At 38.2% G+C, this 14,814-nt stretch carries 12 protein-coding genes; 8 read left to right on the top strand and 4 right to left on the bottom strand.

From position 1 onward, the window contains the following. Window positions 1-30: 30 nt before the first annotated feature. The 3 genes from pfkA to EAX61_RS05625 all read left to right on the top strand — a co-directional run bounded on the left by pfkA (window position 31) and on the right by EAX61_RS05625 (window position 2,990). Window positions 31-1,017, top strand: coding sequence for a 6-phosphofructokinase (pfkA, locus tag EAX61_RS05635; protein ID WP_121916699.1), 987 nt, complete (start codon window positions 31-33; stop codon window positions 1,015-1,017). A 19-nt stretch (window positions 1,018-1,036) separates the two neighbouring features. Beyond that, the gene (gene gap, locus EAX61_RS05630; protein WP_121916698.1) at window positions 1,037-2,038 is read left to right on the top strand and encodes a type I glyceraldehyde-3-phosphate dehydrogenase; all 1,002 of its coding nucleotides are present in this window, start codon (window positions 1,037-1,039) and stop codon (window positions 2,036-2,038) included. An 88-nt stretch (window positions 2,039-2,126) separates the two neighbouring features. Then, window positions 2,127-2,990, top strand: coding sequence for an N-acetylglucosamine kinase (locus EAX61_RS05625; RefSeq protein WP_121916831.1), 864 nt, complete (start codon window positions 2,127-2,129; stop codon window positions 2,988-2,990). Window positions 2,991-3,065: 75 nt separating this feature from the next. Here EAX61_RS05625 and EAX61_RS05620 read toward each other — a convergent pair whose 3' ends face one another. Next, on the bottom strand, window positions 3,066-3,458 hold the full coding sequence (locus tag EAX61_RS05620) for a PUR family DNA/RNA-binding protein (RefSeq protein ID WP_121916697.1): 393 nt from the start codon (window positions 3,456-3,458) through the stop codon (window positions 3,066-3,068). A gap of 77 nt (window positions 3,459-3,535) precedes the next feature. Next, on the bottom strand, window positions 3,536-5,290 hold the full coding sequence (locus tag EAX61_RS05615) for an ABC transporter ATP-binding protein (RefSeq protein WP_121916696.1): 1,755 nt from the start codon (window positions 5,288-5,290) through the stop codon (window positions 3,536-3,538). A gap of 135 nt (window positions 5,291-5,425) precedes the next feature. Between EAX61_RS05615 and EAX61_RS05610 the strand changes: the two genes are divergently transcribed. From EAX61_RS05610 to EAX61_RS05590, 5 genes are all read left to right on the top strand, one after another. Further along, the gene (locus tag EAX61_RS05610) at window positions 5,426-6,526 is read left to right on the top strand and encodes a Glu/Leu/Phe/Val family dehydrogenase (protein ID WP_121916695.1); all 1,101 of its coding nucleotides are present in this window, start codon (window positions 5,426-5,428) and stop codon (window positions 6,524-6,526) included. Between the two features lie 164 nt (window positions 6,527-6,690). Next, entirely contained in the window at window positions 6,691-7,638 is a 948-nt protein-coding gene (nusB, locus tag EAX61_RS05605) for a transcription antitermination factor NusB (RefSeq protein ID WP_121916694.1), read from the top strand. Between the two features lie 44 nt (window positions 7,639-7,682). Beyond that, window positions 7,683-8,141 carry a DUF1573 domain-containing protein gene (locus EAX61_RS05600; RefSeq protein ID WP_121916693.1) on the top strand — a complete coding sequence of 153 codons (459 nt, stop codon included), beginning with the start codon at window positions 7,683-7,685 and terminating at the stop codon, window positions 8,139-8,141. Window positions 8,142-8,146: 5 nt separating this feature from the next. Next, a complete protein-coding gene (gene yajC / locus EAX61_RS05595; protein WP_121916692.1) occupies window positions 8,147-8,437 on the top strand; it encodes a preprotein translocase subunit YajC in 291 nt (96 codons plus the stop codon). Window positions 8,438-8,635: 198 nt separating this feature from the next. Next, on the top strand, window positions 8,636-11,377 hold the full coding sequence (locus EAX61_RS05590) for a T9SS type B sorting domain-containing protein (protein ID WP_121916691.1): 2,742 nt from the start codon (window positions 8,636-8,638) through the stop codon (window positions 11,375-11,377). Between the two features lie 89 nt (window positions 11,378-11,466). On the opposite strand, the gene EAX61_RS16540 is transcribed toward EAX61_RS05590, so the two are convergent. Both EAX61_RS16540 and EAX61_RS05585 read right to left on the bottom strand, forming a co-directional pair. Continuing rightward, complete coding sequence (locus tag EAX61_RS16540) at window positions 11,467-11,613, bottom strand: hypothetical protein (RefSeq protein WP_201739422.1); 147 nt, start codon at window positions 11,611-11,613, stop codon at window positions 11,467-11,469. Window positions 11,614-11,827: 214 nt separating this feature from the next. Further along, window positions 11,828-14,704, bottom strand: a complete 2,877-nt coding sequence (locus EAX61_RS05585) for a M16 family metallopeptidase (protein WP_121916690.1) — start codon at window positions 14,702-14,704, stop codon at window positions 11,828-11,830. Between the last annotated feature and the right edge of the window lie 110 nt (window positions 14,705-14,814).

Here is a 14,814-nt window from a genome sequence, read left to right as displayed (position 1 = left end):
TTCCTAATTTTAACAACAATTGGAGATTGAATGATAGACAAAATGAAGAAAATCGCTGTTTTAACTTCTGGTGGTGATGCCCCTGGAATGAATGCGGCTATCCGATCTGTAGTAAGAACTTGTGCTTATTACAAAATAGATTGTGTAGGAGTATATAGAGGTTATGACGGTCTGCTAGATGCAGATTTTGTAGCACTCGATGCCCGTAGTGTACGTGGTGTTATTAACAAAGGCGGAACTTTCCTTAAGTCTGCAAGATGTAAGCGCTTTATGACTCCAGAAGGGCGCAAGATTGCCTACGATAATTTAACTAAAGCGGGAATAGATGGTATCGTTCTAATAGGTGGAGACGGTACTTTTACAGGTGGGCTTGTTTTTAATAGCGAGTATGGTTTTCCAGTTATGGGAATACCTGGTACTATAGACAACGATATAAACGGTACGGATAGGACTTTAGGATACGATACTGCACTTAATACTGCGGTCGAAGCAATCGATAAAATAAGAGATACAGCACATTCTCACGACAGACTTTTCTTTGTTGAGGTAATGGGGCGTGACGTAGGTCATATTGCTATAAACGCAGGAATAGGAGCAGGAGCAGAAGAGATTTTGGTTCCAGAAGAAGATATGGGTATAGACCGTCTGGTAGAATCCCTTGAACGCAGTAAGAAGAGTGGAAAAACCTCAAGTATCGTAGTTGTAGCCGAAGGTGATAAAATAGGAAAAAGCGTTTTTGAACTTAAGGACTACGTAGATGAAAATCTAGAAGAGTATGATGTGCGTGTTTCTGTACTAGGACATATGCAACGTGGAGGTTCTCCTACCTGTTACGATCGTGTGCTTGCCAGCAGGATGGGTGTAAAGGCCGTAGAATCCCTAATGGAAGGAAAATCTAATTATATGGTAGGTACCATACACGATAAAATGTCGCTCACTCCACTGGAAGAAGCGATTAAAGGAAAAACTAAACTAAATAAAGAGCTTATCCGTGTGTCAGATATTATGACCACATAACATTAAAATTGAAAGAGTAATGGCAAATTTAAAATTAGGAATAAATGGTTTTGGACGTATAGGTCGTATCGTTTTTAGAGCGACGGTTAAACGGGCAGATGTAGATGTAGTAGCGATTAATGATCTTCTTGACGTAGATCACCTTGCTTACCTTTTAAAGTATGATTCTGTACACGGACGCTTTGACGGTACCATAGAAGTAAAAGATGGACACCTCGTAGTAGATGGAAAAACCATAAGAATTACTGCAGAACGTGACCCTAAAAATCTTAAATGGGACGAAGTTGGAACAGACGTTGTTGCAGAGTGCACAGGGATATTCACAACATTAGAAACAGCAGACTATCATATCCAAGCGGGAGCAAAGAAGGTTGTAATCTCAGCACCATCTAAGGATGCACCAATGTTCGTTATGGGTGTAAATGATAATGAATTAAAGGCTTCAGATAAGATCGTATCGAATGCCTCTTGTACAACTAACTGTCTTGCTCCACTTGCTAAAGTTGTTGAAGATAACTGGGGACTTGAAGAAGGACTTATGACAACAATACACGCTACAACGGCTACACAGCTTACAGTAGACGGTCCGTCTAAAAAAGATTATAGAGGAGGGCGTAGCGCACTCGTAAATATCGTCCCAGCATCTACCGGAGCTGCAAAAGCTGTAGGAAAAGTATTTCCAGCTGTAGATGGAAAGCTCACAGGAATGGCCTTTAGAGTACCAACAGCAGATGTTTCTGTTGTAGACCTAACAGTTCGTACAAAAAAAGAAACTTCTCTTGAAGAAATTAAAGCAGCTTTCAAAAAAGCATCTGAAGGTTCGATGAAAGGAATTCTAGGATATACTGAAGAAGGTGTGGTGTCTCAAGATTTTGTAAGTGATGATCGTACTTCAATATTTGATGCAGATGCATCTATAGAGCTCAACTCGAGGTTCTTTAAGTTAGTTTCTTGGTATGACAACGAGTTTGGATACTCAAATAAGCTTGTAGATCTTGCGCAAAAAGTAAATGCACTGTAATATTTGATTTTTTACGCTTTCGCGAAAACGTCTGAATAGATTGCTTTCGCTTAAGCGTATTTATACATCTAATTCACACCTTTTAGAGATGATATTAATTGTTGATAGTGGCTCCACTAAGACCGACTGGATCGCCTTGTCTGACGACGGGAATGAACTTTTTCAAACCCAGACACTAGGTCTAAATCCACAGGTCTTATCTCAAGAAATCTTGCGCGAGCGCATCATCAATAATTTTGAACTTTATAAACACAGGCAGGAAGTAAAAAAGCTTTATTTCTACGGTGCTGGTTGCGGGGTAGAAAAACCTCGCAAGCTTATAAAAGAAGTTTTTGATGATTTCTTTTCACTTGCAGACGAAATTGTAGTAAAAGAGGATACCTACGCCGCTATATACGCAGTTGCCCAGAATGATACACCTTCTATAGTGTGTATTCTTGGTACAGGATCTAATTGTAGCTATTATGATGGTAAAGAAATAGATCAACGCGTTATTTCGCTAGGATATATCTTAATGGATGATGCGAGTGGAAATTACTTTGGACGCCAGCTCATAAGAGATTATCATTTTAACAAATTTCCTAAAGCTCTGGCTGAGAAGTTTGGTAAGGCGTATGACTTAAGTTCGGAAACTGTAAAAAATCATTTGTATAAAAATCCAAATCCTAACACATATCTGGCGACTTTTGCTCGTTTTCTTATAGAGAATAAGGATGAAGAGTATTGTCAAGGATTAATCAAAAGAGGGTTGTCGCTGTTTATTGAGAATCAGGTCTTGCAATTTGACGATGCTCGTGAAGTGCCTGTTCATTTTGTGGGCTCTATTGCTTTTTATCTAAAAAAGGAATTAAAAGCTGTTCTTGAGGACTACGAACTCAAGATTGGTAAAGTGTTGAAAAGACCTATAGATGGCCTTGTGGCACATCACAAAGGATACATTTTGCAGAAATGATGTAGAAGAAAATCATAAAAATAAAAAGCCGTTTCAGAAATGCTGAAACGGCTTTTTTACTGTGATTATAATAATTTATATGTCATCAAAGCTTACGTCTGTAAATTTCTCTGCTGTTGGAGCCTCTGCAGTTTCTTCAGTGCTCGGCGCTTGGTCGTTTGTTTCTGGTCTTGTATAGTCTGCTTGGTGGCGATCGCTTATGACCTCGCTACCTTTTTCGTCTAGAATGTAACCGGTCATTTCCTTTAAGATTTCTTCAAATCCTTCAAAATCTTCTTTATATAAGTAAATCTTATGTTTCTTAAAGTGAAAAGATCCATCGTCATTTGTAAACTTCTTGCTCTCAGTTATCGTTAGGTAATAGTCTCCCGCCTTAGTTGAGCGTACATCAAAAAAATAGGTGCGTCTTCCTGCTCTCAGTACCTTAGAGTATATCTCCTCATTCTCACGCGTTCCGTAATCACTCATAGTCAATCTTTCGTTTTAGTTTAAATTTAATTAGTTGCTCAAAAATGGTAAAAAAATGAGTATTGCCCAATTATTTTTTAACTTTCTTTCTCATCCATTTGTTTCTTATAAAGTTCCTTGTAGTAACCGTCTTGTGCTACGAGCTGATTATGAGTGCCTTGCTGTGTGATGCGACCTTCATCTAGGATGATGATATGGTCAGCATTTTTTGCAGAAGAGATGCGATGACTCACGATTATGGTAGTCGTATGCGCGGCAATTTTTGCCAGATTCGTAAGTATTTCTTCCTCTGTTTCCGTATCTACGGCACTTAAGCTATCATCTAAGAGCATAATTTTTGGATTACCTATAAGTGCCCTGGCAATGGATACGCGCTGTTTTTGACCTCCGGATAAAGTGATGCCTCGCTCTCCCAGGACTGTATCGTAACCATTCTTAAAATCTATGATGTTATGGTGTACGGAGGCCGCTTTCGCGAAAGCGGTAACCTCTTCATCCGTAGCTTCTGTGGCTCCAAATTTAATATTTTCTTTTATCGAATCACTAAAGAGAAAAGCATCCTGCGGCACATACCCTATGCTGGAACGTAAACTGTTTAAATTTACCTGAGTAATCGTTGTACCATCTACCATAATCTTACCCGAAGTCACATCATATAATCTACCGATAAGTTCAAGAATTGTAGATTTTCCAGAACCTGTGCGACCTATAATAGCCAGTGTCTGACCGTTCTTAACTTCAAAGCTTACATTTTTAAGTGCCGTGATGTTCGTATCATCGTAGGTGAAGGTTACGTCCTTGAAAGTAATGTCTCCTTGTATGGGAGTTGCAACTTCTATATGATTTTGGATCTCAGGTTGCACATCCAGAAACTCATTGATTCTTATTTGAGAAGCTTCGGCAGCCTTAATAATTGAGGTTACCCAACCCACTGTAGCTACAGGCCACGTGAGCATATTTACAAACATGATAAACTCTACCAGCGTTCCTAACTCTGTAATAGTGCCATCCAGATATTGTTTCCCTCCTATAAAAACTACGAGTAGGTTACTAGCGCCTATCAACCCAACCATAAGCGGAAAAAAGAAGGCCTGAACTTTTACTAAATCTAGATTCTTACCCTTACTATCTTCACTCAACTGTGCAAAATTTCCATACACCTGACCCTCCATAGTGTAGGATTTAATAACTGCGATACCACTAAAGGATTCTTGAGTAAAGGTCGTAAGCTTAGAAAGATATTCCTGAACAATAGTACTGCGTTTATGAATCTCTCTACTCAATTTATAAATTGCAAGGGATAGAACGGGAAGTGGTATTAGCGTATATAGTGTAAGACTGGGTGCAGTGACATACATATAGGGTATTACTGTTGCAAAAAGTACGATCGCATTGAGTAAGTACATAATTGCAGGACCCACATACATTCTTACTTTACTCACGTCTTCAGAAATTCTGTTCATCAAGTCTCCCGTACGATTCTTCTTGTAAAACCCTAAGGAAAGACGTTGATATTGTGCATAAACATCGTCTTTAAGATCTGCTTCGATAAATCGAGACACCACTATAATCATTTGTCGCATAAGGAAGGTAAAAAGTCCAGATAGGGCAGTAGCCCCTAGAAGAAAAAGTAAATATTTTAGAAGTCCGCTTTTTAAAAGGTCTTGGGTAATATCTCCTTTTAAATAGGAACGAACAACATCTACAATTTTTCCTATAAAATTGACATTTGCTACCGCAAAAACGCGTGCCGCAATGACAATAAAAAAGCCTAGAATAAGGCGCCATTTATATCGTAAGAAATATTTATTGAGCGACTTAAGTGCTTTCATTAAACTATTTTAAAAATTGGATTTATTAACAAATTCGCAATTTGCACACGCTATAACGTTGTAAATTGAATAATTCATTATTTTAGTGCCGTAAAATCATAAAGTCGAAAATTAACTCTTAACATAAATTAATCTATGACGGTAGATATTCTTTCTCCAGGCAAGCTTAAAAAAGCATCACCAGTTTTTGGTCAGACCTCCTTTAATGATCACGAGCAAATCGTTTTTTGCAATGACAAAGATACAGGATTAAAAGCTATCATAGGAATTCACAATACGGTATTGGGACCTGCATTAGGAGGAACGAGAATGTGGAACTATGCCTCGGAGTGGGATGCATTAAATGACGTACTTCGACTTTCCAGAGGAATGACATTTAAAGCCGCTATTACAGGATTAAACTTGGGCGGCGGGAAAGCCGTTATCATAGGAGATGCAAAATCCGAAAAGACACCAGAGTTAATGAAACGTTTTGGAGAATTTGTACATTCCTTAAGTGGTAAATACATCACAGCAGAAGATGTAGGTATGGAAACCGCAGATATGGACCTGGTAAGAACAGTAACTCCATATGTCACAGGAATATCTGAAGATAAGGGTGGTGCTGGAAATCCTTCTCCCGTAACTGCCTACGGTGTTTTTATGGGAATGAAAGCCGCAGCTCAATTTACGTATGGTTCAAATAATTTAGAAGGTAAGAAGGTACTAGTCGAGGGAATAGGCCACGTAGGAGAAGTGCTGGTTGAGCATATTACAAATGAAGGTGGTGAAGTAATTATAAGTGATATTAATGAAGCCCGACTAGAAGAAGTAAGCAAGAAGTATGGCGCAACAGTATATAGAGGTAACGATCCATATATTGCAGATGTAGATATTTACGCACCCTGTGCATTAGGAGCAACTATAAATGATGATACATTTCATAAGCTCAATGCTACAATTGTGGCTGGAGCAGCAAATAATCAGCTAGCAGATGAGAATAAACATGCTTTACTACTTCAAGAAAGAGGAATTACATATGCTCCGGATTTTTTAATTAATGCAGGAGGTATCATAAATGTATATGCAGAACTCGAAAAATATGATAGACACGAGATTATGCGCAAAACAGAAAATATATACGATACAACATTAGAAATTCTTAACACTTCCGAAATGCGAGGAATTACTACCCATCAAGCAGCTCTTGAAGTTGCACTTGAGCGTATTGCTGCTCGCAAAGCAGCAAATAAGTAGCACATTTCAATTTTTTATAATAGTAGCAAGCAGGAATTTATTCCTGCTTTTTTTATGCTTTTTTAATTTAAAACTTAATATTCAGGTTACATAGAAAGTAGTATTTTTGCCGTGGTTTTAAATAAATTAAAACGCAAGTCTTACTCTTAAAGTTCTTTGGTGATATGTTGAACAGACGCCACATCCGTGTGAAGGTAATGCAATCTATTTATGCAATGGGATGCCGCCCAGAAAGCTCACTTCCCCAGGAAGAAAAATTTCTGGAAGAGAGTATAAAGGAAATCTACAATCTGTATCTCTTGATGCTGGATATGATTGTTGAGGTACACGCTTTCGCGAAAGCAAAACAAGAAATGCACTCAAAAAAAATTCTTGCTACCGAAGAAGATATCAACCCGAATAAGAAATTTATCGAAAACGAAGTTCTTCTAAAACTCGCTGAAAATAAAATATTACAAGAAACATTAGACAAACGTAAGCTCAAAAACTGGCGATTGGATGATGAGTATGTAGCAGTTATTTATAACGCCCTAATAGAGAGCGAGCTTTATGAGGACTATATGTCTGAAAGTGAACAAAAATTTAAAACAGATCGAGCTTTTGTTATAAAATTTTACACAGATATTCTTGCTCCAAACGATAAGTTATACGACTATTTGGAAGATAAGCGTCTGACCTGGCTAGATGATTTGCCTGTTGTAAATATGGCCGTTCTTAGAAGATTGCAAAAAATTAAAGCCGCAACACCTGATAGCTCTTTACTTCCAGATTTGTACAAAAATGAAGATGATCGAGAGTTTGGACAGGAATTACTGTCCAAAACCGTAGCAAATGACGATTTTCTCACACAGGAGATTACAGAAAACACTCCTAACTGGGATAAAGAACGTATCGCAGATGTAGATCTTGTACTTATAAAAATGGCGCTATGTGAATTTTTAAAATTTCCATCAATACCAGTAAAGGCAACAATAAATGAGTATCTTGAGATTGCAAAAGAGTATTCTACACCCAAAAGCAGCATTTTTATTAATGGTATTCTAGATAAACTTGTAAAACAATACAAGAATGATGATACGTTAAAGAAAACAGGAAGAGGGTTGCAGGAATAATTTTTTTATTACTTTTGTGCATTAATTTTTTAAAAAAATAAACAATGAAAAAAGGTATTTTAGTACTAGGTGTACTTTCTGCTATGATCTTTACATCTTGTAAGGAAGATGCAACTAGCAAAGTAAAAGAAGAGAATGTTGAAGTTGCAGCGGCTCGTGATGCCAAAGCTACGGAGTACCCAGTAATGTCATTTGACGAGACTGAATTTGATTTTGGAAACATCGACAAGGGAACTGCAGTAGAGCACAAATTTACGTTTACTAACACAGGAAAAGCTCCTTTAGTGATAGTAGATGCAAAAAGCTCTTGTGGTTGTACTGTACCTCAATATTCTAAGGACCCTGTTGCACCAGGTGAGACTGGAGAGCTTCTTGTAAAATATAACGGAAGCGGAACAAATCAAGTAACAAAAACTGTTACTATAAAAGCAAATACTGAAGCTGGTAAGGAGACTATCCGTATCAAAGCTTTTGTAGCTGCACCAGCTGGAGCTACTAAGTAATTCTTATGGGTGACTTAGGACAACTTGCAGGCCCGATATTACTCTTTGCAGTATTTATCATTTTCTTTATTGTGTTACCACAACGTAAGAAAATAAAGCAAGAAAAAGAATTTGACGCAAGTCTAAAAGTGGGGGCAAAAGTTGTTACTAAAAGTGGCTTACACGGTAAAGTAGTAACTATGAATAACGATGGTACCTGTATTATTGAGTCAGGAGCAGGCAAACTTAAATTTGAACGCTCTGCGATTTCAATAGAAATGACTAAAAGTCTCAATAAAACAGTTGTTGCTAAGTAATTGCAGCTCTTAATAATGTAAAAGCCTTTGCTCGTCGCAAAGGCTTTTTTTAATAATGCCTCATATTGTATGGTTAATTAAATTTTATATGTACGCTTTTACGAAAGCGTAAAAACTCACCTCAATTGCGCTATTCATCTGTAAATTAACTTCAGTACCTTTAGGATAAGTTGTATTTTAATACCTTAATAAATTAAGATGCGGCGACAGCTTTTCATCATATTTTTTTTCCTGTTTTTAACAGCAGTTCAAGCCCAACGTGAAGCCGCACATTGGTATTTTGGATCTAATGCGGGCATAAGATTTAATCCCGATGGAAGTGTTGAAACATTATCAGACGGGTCCTTAAATACCTTAGAAGGGTGTGCGGCGATATCAGACCGTTTTGGAAGTTTACTTTTTTACACAGATGGGGTAACGGTTTATGATAGGACGCACCAAGTGATGCCTGGTGGGTCCGGATTACTGGGCGATCCATCCAGCGCACAGTCTGCGATTATTGTTCCTAAGCCAGATAGCAATACCATTTATTACATTTTTACCGTTGCAGCTCTGGAACCAGGCGAGACTCCTCTGACCGATTTAGATAAACTTAAGGGACTTAACTATTATGTGGTTGACCTCGATGAAGGCCCCAATGGAAGTGTTATAGAACACGGCAATGATGGAATGCCGCTACTCATACCAAATTCCGAAAAAATTACTGCAGTACGCGCTGCAGATTGTAGCGCCATCTGGGTCATTACCCATTTTGGAGATTCATTTTATTCTTTTAACGTCTCTGCAGCTGGAGTAGATAGTAATGCGGTCGTTTCGCAAACGGCTCTAGAAGTTCCATTTCCTGTACATCGTCGTAATGCTATAGGATATTTGAAAGCATCTCCAGATGGAACTCGACTGGGTATTGCACACCAAAATCTTTCTAGTATTGTAGATACGGATGCCCCAGGAGCTTTGTTACTTTATGATTTTAATACACTTACTGGAGCTGTTACAAACGAAATCGAATTAGATATCAGTTCTGGAACTCCCTATGGAGTCGAGTTTTCCCCTAATAGTCAAGTTTTTTATGCTACGGTGCAGACGGGAAATATTAATAATGTGTTTCAATATGATTTATCAATTAGTGATATTTCCTCCAGTACATTATCGACGGGTAGTACATCTTCTGGTGCTTTACAACTTGCCGCAAATGGTAAAATTTATCATTCTAGTTTTGAAACATCTTTAAATGTTATTGAGAACCCTAATACCGTGGGTCAAGGAGCAGACTACAGAAGGCGTGCAGTACCACTAGGAGGTAGGAGTTCTAATTTTGGCTTGCCTCCATTTATTCAATCACTTTTTAATGAAGTTGTAGATATTACAGGTCTTACCAATGATGAAGGAGTGCCTTTAGATCAAGTGACCTTATGTACGGATGATGAATTTACTTTTGAAGTTCAGAATCCCATTCCTGGAAGTACATATACTTGGTTTTTTGATGATGGTGTGGCAGAAACTATCCTTAACTGTAGCGGCCCAGAATGCGCGGTCAACAATGTTGGGGCTGATGACTCTGGTTTGTATCGCGTAGAGATAGATCCTATGAATGGCGATTGTCCTTTGGAAGGGTTTGGCTTCATGACCGTTCTTGAGCTTCCCGCAGCACAAATACAATCTTTAACGCAATGTGATATTGACGTAAACGACTCTACAGACGGTATTACTTTTTTCAACCTTGAAGAGACTATAGATGTATTTACAGAGGGAATTGAAGATATCCAGATCAGATTTTATGAGAATGATTTAGATTTAAGTAACGAAAGGCCTATAATAAATCTAGTTGGGTATCAAAATACTATTCCTTTTAGTCAGGAATTAATTGTTGAAATTAGAACTGATTCTGGCTGTAGGAATATTGGTCGTCTCGAACTCATCGTACAGCCTACATTATCCAGTTTACCAAAAATCACTACACTCTACGCCTGTGACGAAAGTACTGAAGCAGCAGCTCCAAGTGCCTTATTTAATATTGCAAGCATCGCTCAAGACCTTTTTCCAGGCGATATGGAGATTAGTTTTTATAGTAGTAGAGAAGATGCTATTTTAGAAAAGAACTCGCTTCCTTTTACAGCTGTAAATTTTCCTAATACAACCTTATATGTTCGCTCAGAAAATGAAAATGATTGTGTGAGTATCGTAACCATTGATCTTGTAATAGATGCTACTCCTACCGTTGATTTTCCTAGTGAGTTCTTGGTTTGTCTTAATCAAGTACCGCAGGAACTTACGGCACCAGATGGATTTGATCGCTACTCTTGGTCAAGATCAGGGATGGTCATATCTGAAAATAAGTTTTTGACACTTGAGGAACCAGGAAATTATACCTTAGAAGTTGCTTATGCATACAGCTCTGAAGAAGGAATGCGCGAATGCACTACAACTATAGATTTTACAGCTTTTGCTTCTAATATTGCAACGATAGAGGAGATAGAAGTTACAGATGTCTCTGAGAACAACACCTTATTAGTAACAGCAAGTGGGGAAGGGGACTATGAATATAGCATTACCTCGCCGGCTGGACCTTATCAGGAAAGTCCATTTTTTGAAAACGTAGAACCCGGAATTATAAATGTTTATGTGCGAGATAAGAACGGTTGCGGATTTGTTGTAGACGAAATAGCAGTCATAGGTATTCCAAGATTCTTCACGCCAAACGGTGATGGTATTAACGACTTCTGGCGTATAAAAGGATTGAGCAGAGAATTCCCTACGGTAAAAGAAATTTTGATCTTTGACCGTTTTGGTAAATTACTGGCTAATGTCGCACCCCTCGGTGCTGGCTGGGATGGTAATTATAATGGCAACCCACTTCCTGTAAATGGATATTGGTACCACATTGAACTTGCAGATGGGAGGGTTTTTAAAGGTCCATTTACCTTAATAAGGAGAGGGTAGATTTTTTACGCTTTCGCGAAAGCGAACTGATATTCAATCATAAAAAAACGCCTTAAATTAAGACGTTTAAAATATTCTTTTGATGCTGATTAGGCATTATCCCGTGGTTGATGAATTTCTTTTTTGTCCTTCACTTGATGGTTAATTTCTTTTCCTTGAGTTTCACCTATGTTAATGGCTTGTTCTCTTTTGCTTGTTTTTTCTGCAGATCTGTCTTCGTTATTTGGCTTTTCCATAATATCTTAATTTAAAGTTCTTCTCTAATTTATGGACAGAATGAAAGGGTAGGTGTTGTTTTAATACTATTTAACGCTGGGTTGTTAAGATATTTTAGAATAAGTAAGCCTCGGACAGTCTGAAGCATAACTATAACGTTGTTTTAGAAATTGTGAGTGCATAAAAAAAGAGAGCCTATTGCTAGACTCTCTTTAAATAAACTAAGCTATTAGATTATTGTTTTACGTCAGACATTTTGACTTCATTTCCTTCTTTATCTACCATCTTCACTTCGTCAAAGCCCATATCCTTAAACTGAGAAAACTGTGTTGCTCCGTCTCCTACGACGAGATACACCATCTTATCTGCATCTAGATACTTATTTGCAAGTGCTTTGTGTTGCTCAAGCGTCATATTTCTAATGGTCGCTTCTTCACCCTCAATATAGTTTGCAGGTAAATCATATGCACTACGTTCTTGTAACATTCCTAGCAATGCAAATTGCGTTTCAAAACGACGTGCATTAGACTTAATGAGGGCGTTCTTAGTAAAGTCCAGATCTTCCTGAGAAATCCCCTCCTTGTACTTATTAATCTCATCTCTAAATATTTCTACAGATTCACCTGTAGTATTTGTGCGTACACTAGAGGAAGCCGTGAAGGTTCCAGGAATCTTAGAACCACTAAATCCAGTGCGTGCTCCGTAAGTGTAACCTTTCTCTTCTCGTAATATTAAGTTTACAGAACCGGAGAAAGAACCTCCTAGTTTGTAATTCATCACTTCGGCAGGGTAGAAGTCTTCGCTTGTGCGAGGTAACCCGATATACCCTATGTTAATTACCGACTGCTTTGCATTAGGGATATCTACAAATAAAAGCGAAGACTTGTCTCTATTATTTGCGACAGGGAATTCAGGAATAGTAACTTCCTTTGCTTCCCATTTAGATTCTAAATCTTCAAGAACATTGAGTGTAGTTGCTTTCTCTATTTTACCTACCACGTGAAAACGACTTACAGAAGGAGAAATGTACTTGTTGTAATAATCCTTCAAGTCTTGCATTGTAATCGCTTTAACAGACTCCTCGGTACCGCTTGTTGGGTAGCTAAAGATATGATCCTCTCCATAAAGTACTTTATTGTATACTTCATTTGCAACAGCATTAGGATTTGCCGAGCTACGTTGGATGCCGTTTATAGTTGCCGTTTTAATACGGGCAAGTTCTTCTTCATCCCAACGTGGCTGTAAAAGAATTTCTTCTACAAGGTCCATTGTTTTGTCAAAATTTCGCGTAAGCGTATTCCCTTGTACTACGATAGATTCACGAGTGGTATACATATTAATACTAGCGCCTAAAAGTTCGATGGCTTCCTCTAGCTCTTCTGGAGTCTTGTTTGCCGTTCCTTCCATAAGAATATCAGACATCAAGTTTGCAACTCCATTCTTATCCATACTATCAAGTAAATGACCTCCGTCGATAATAAGGCTAAAGTTTACAGTAGGAATTTCGTTTTGCTCGATTCCGTAGACTTCCATCCCGTTACTGAGCTCAGCAGTCCAGGCGTCAGGAATATTAAGTGCTGGCGAATCTCCAGAAGCGGGTTGTACAGAACGGTCAAAGTTAGAAGGAGTTTTTTCTACTTCAGTTTTTGTATCTACAACCTTAGTCTCTACGTTTTCTTTGATCTCTTCCTCTACGACTGGGGCTTTAGTAGAACCTTCGACGATCAAGTCCATCTGACCTTTTGGAACAAAACTCGTTTGCACATAAGGCTTCCCTTTTACATACTTTTCAAAAACGCGCATTACGTCTTCCTTAGTTACAGCTTTTATGTTTTCAATATCTTTCTCGATAAAATCTGGACTTCCAGCAAAAACATTGTAACTCGCTAGTTGGAATGCTTTCCCATTTACACTACTGATACCGTTGTAAAACTGCGTTTCAAGACCTGCTTTTATGCGTTCCACATCTTTCTCAGTAACACCATTTTTCTCAAATAAAGCAATACCTTCATCTACACCAGAAGCGATTGAATCTAAATCTACACCGCCATTTGCTGTGATGATAATGTGGAATTCTCCGGCTAGCTCTTGGCTATTGTTGTAAGCTGTAGTTCTGGAAGTAAGATCTTTCTCTTTTACGAGTACCTTATATAAAGGCGCTTTTTTTCCGCTAGACATAATTTCGGCAAGGAAATCTAAAGCGTAAGCATCATCCGTATATTGCTGTACGGTAGGGTACACTCGGTGCAATTGTGGCGCTTGCGCAAAATTGTCTTCGTGGTACAACATCTTCGTTTCAGCAATTGTCACAGGTTGTGGCTCCAGAGCTGGAACTTCTTGACGTCTTTTTATTTCGCCGAAGTATTTCTCAATCATTTCTTTAGCCTCTGCAGTATCAAAGTCTCCCGCAAGTACTAAAGTTGCATTATTAGGTCCATAATATTTGTCGTAAAACTCTCGTACATCTTCTACGGTTGCATTTTGTAGATCTACTAATTCACCTATCACTTGCCAGTTATAAGGATGTCCTTCTGGGTAAATGTTTTTATCTAAAACCCAACTCGTATGTCCGTAAGGATTATTATCTACACGCTGTCTTTTCTCATTCTGCACAACTTCCTGCTGATTGTAGAAAGCACTCTCCGTTACCGTATTAATTAAGAATCCCATACGGTCAGACTCTAGCCAAAGCACCGTCTCAAGGGCATTGTTAGGCACTGTCTCATAATAGATTGTTCCATCTTTCCACGTTCCACCGTTTAGTGTTCCACCAGCGTCTTGCACAGTTTTAAAGAATTGATCCTGTGGCACGTTTTCAGACTCTTGAAAAAGCATATGCTCAAACAAGTGAGCAAATCCTGTTCTACCTGTTTTCTCACGGTTAGAACCTACACCGTATTGAATCGCTAGCGAAACAATAGGATCACTACTATCTTTATGTAAAATCACATCTAGACCATTCTCTAGCTCATATTTTTCATAATCTATGGAGAGCGAGGCATCATCTGCCACCGCAACATCCTTAGAATTTTCATCTCCACAAGATGTGAAGAACAATGCCATACCACAAAGGGCAAGAGCATACATTTTTACATTTTTAATTTGTATCATTATTTGATTGTTTTTGAAGTCGTTAAATATACAATCCAACGTTTCTAGCATTCTTAATATTCTGTTAAATGCTCTGTTTGGTTGCGCTCTGAATCAAGTTCAGAGTAAAT

It is taken from the genome of Dokdonia sinensis (assembly GCF_003688895.1).
Classification (GTDB): domain Bacteria; phylum Bacteroidota; class Bacteroidia; order Flavobacteriales; family Flavobacteriaceae; genus Dokdonia; species Dokdonia sinensis.
This window is presented reverse-complemented; position numbering and strand designations above follow the sequence as displayed.

Bases quoted from the DNA above. Each gene is read 5' to 3' on its own strand.
- gap (WP_121916698.1), top strand. From the start codon at position 1,037: ATGGCAAATTTAAAATTAGGAATAAATGGTTTTGGACGTATAGGTCGT.
- EAX61_RS05620 (WP_121916697.1), bottom strand. From the start codon at position 3,458: ATGAGTGATTACGGAACGCGTGAGAATGAGGAGATATACTCTAAGGTA.
- pfkA (WP_121916699.1), top strand. From the start codon at position 31: ATGATAGACAAAATGAAGAAAATCGCTGTTTTAACTTCTGGTGGTGAT.
- EAX61_RS05625 (WP_121916831.1), top strand. From the start codon at position 2,127: ATGATATTAATTGTTGATAGTGGCTCCACTAAGACCGACTGGATCGCC.
- nusB (WP_121916694.1), top strand. From the start codon at position 6,691: ATGTTGAACAGACGCCACATCCGTGTGAAGGTAATGCAATCTATTTAT.
- EAX61_RS05600 (WP_121916693.1), top strand. From the start codon at position 7,683: ATGAAAAAAGGTATTTTAGTACTAGGTGTACTTTCTGCTATGATCTTT.
- EAX61_RS16540 (WP_201739422.1), bottom strand. From the start codon at position 11,613: ATGGAAAAGCCAAATAACGAAGACAGATCTGCAGAAAAAACAAGCAAA.
- EAX61_RS05585 (WP_121916690.1), bottom strand. From the start codon at position 14,704: ATGATACAAATTAAAAATGTAAAAATGTATGCTCTTGCCCTTTGTGGT.
- EAX61_RS05610 (WP_121916695.1), top strand. From the start codon at position 5,426: ATGACGGTAGATATTCTTTCTCCAGGCAAGCTTAAAAAAGCATCACCA.
- EAX61_RS05615 (WP_121916696.1), bottom strand. From the start codon at position 5,290: ATGAAAGCACTTAAGTCGCTCAATAAATATTTCTTACGATATAAATGG.
- yajC (WP_121916692.1), top strand. From the start codon at position 8,147: ATGGGTGACTTAGGACAACTTGCAGGCCCGATATTACTCTTTGCAGTA.
- EAX61_RS05590 (WP_121916691.1), top strand. From the start codon at position 8,636: ATGCGGCGACAGCTTTTCATCATATTTTTTTTCCTGTTTTTAACAGCA.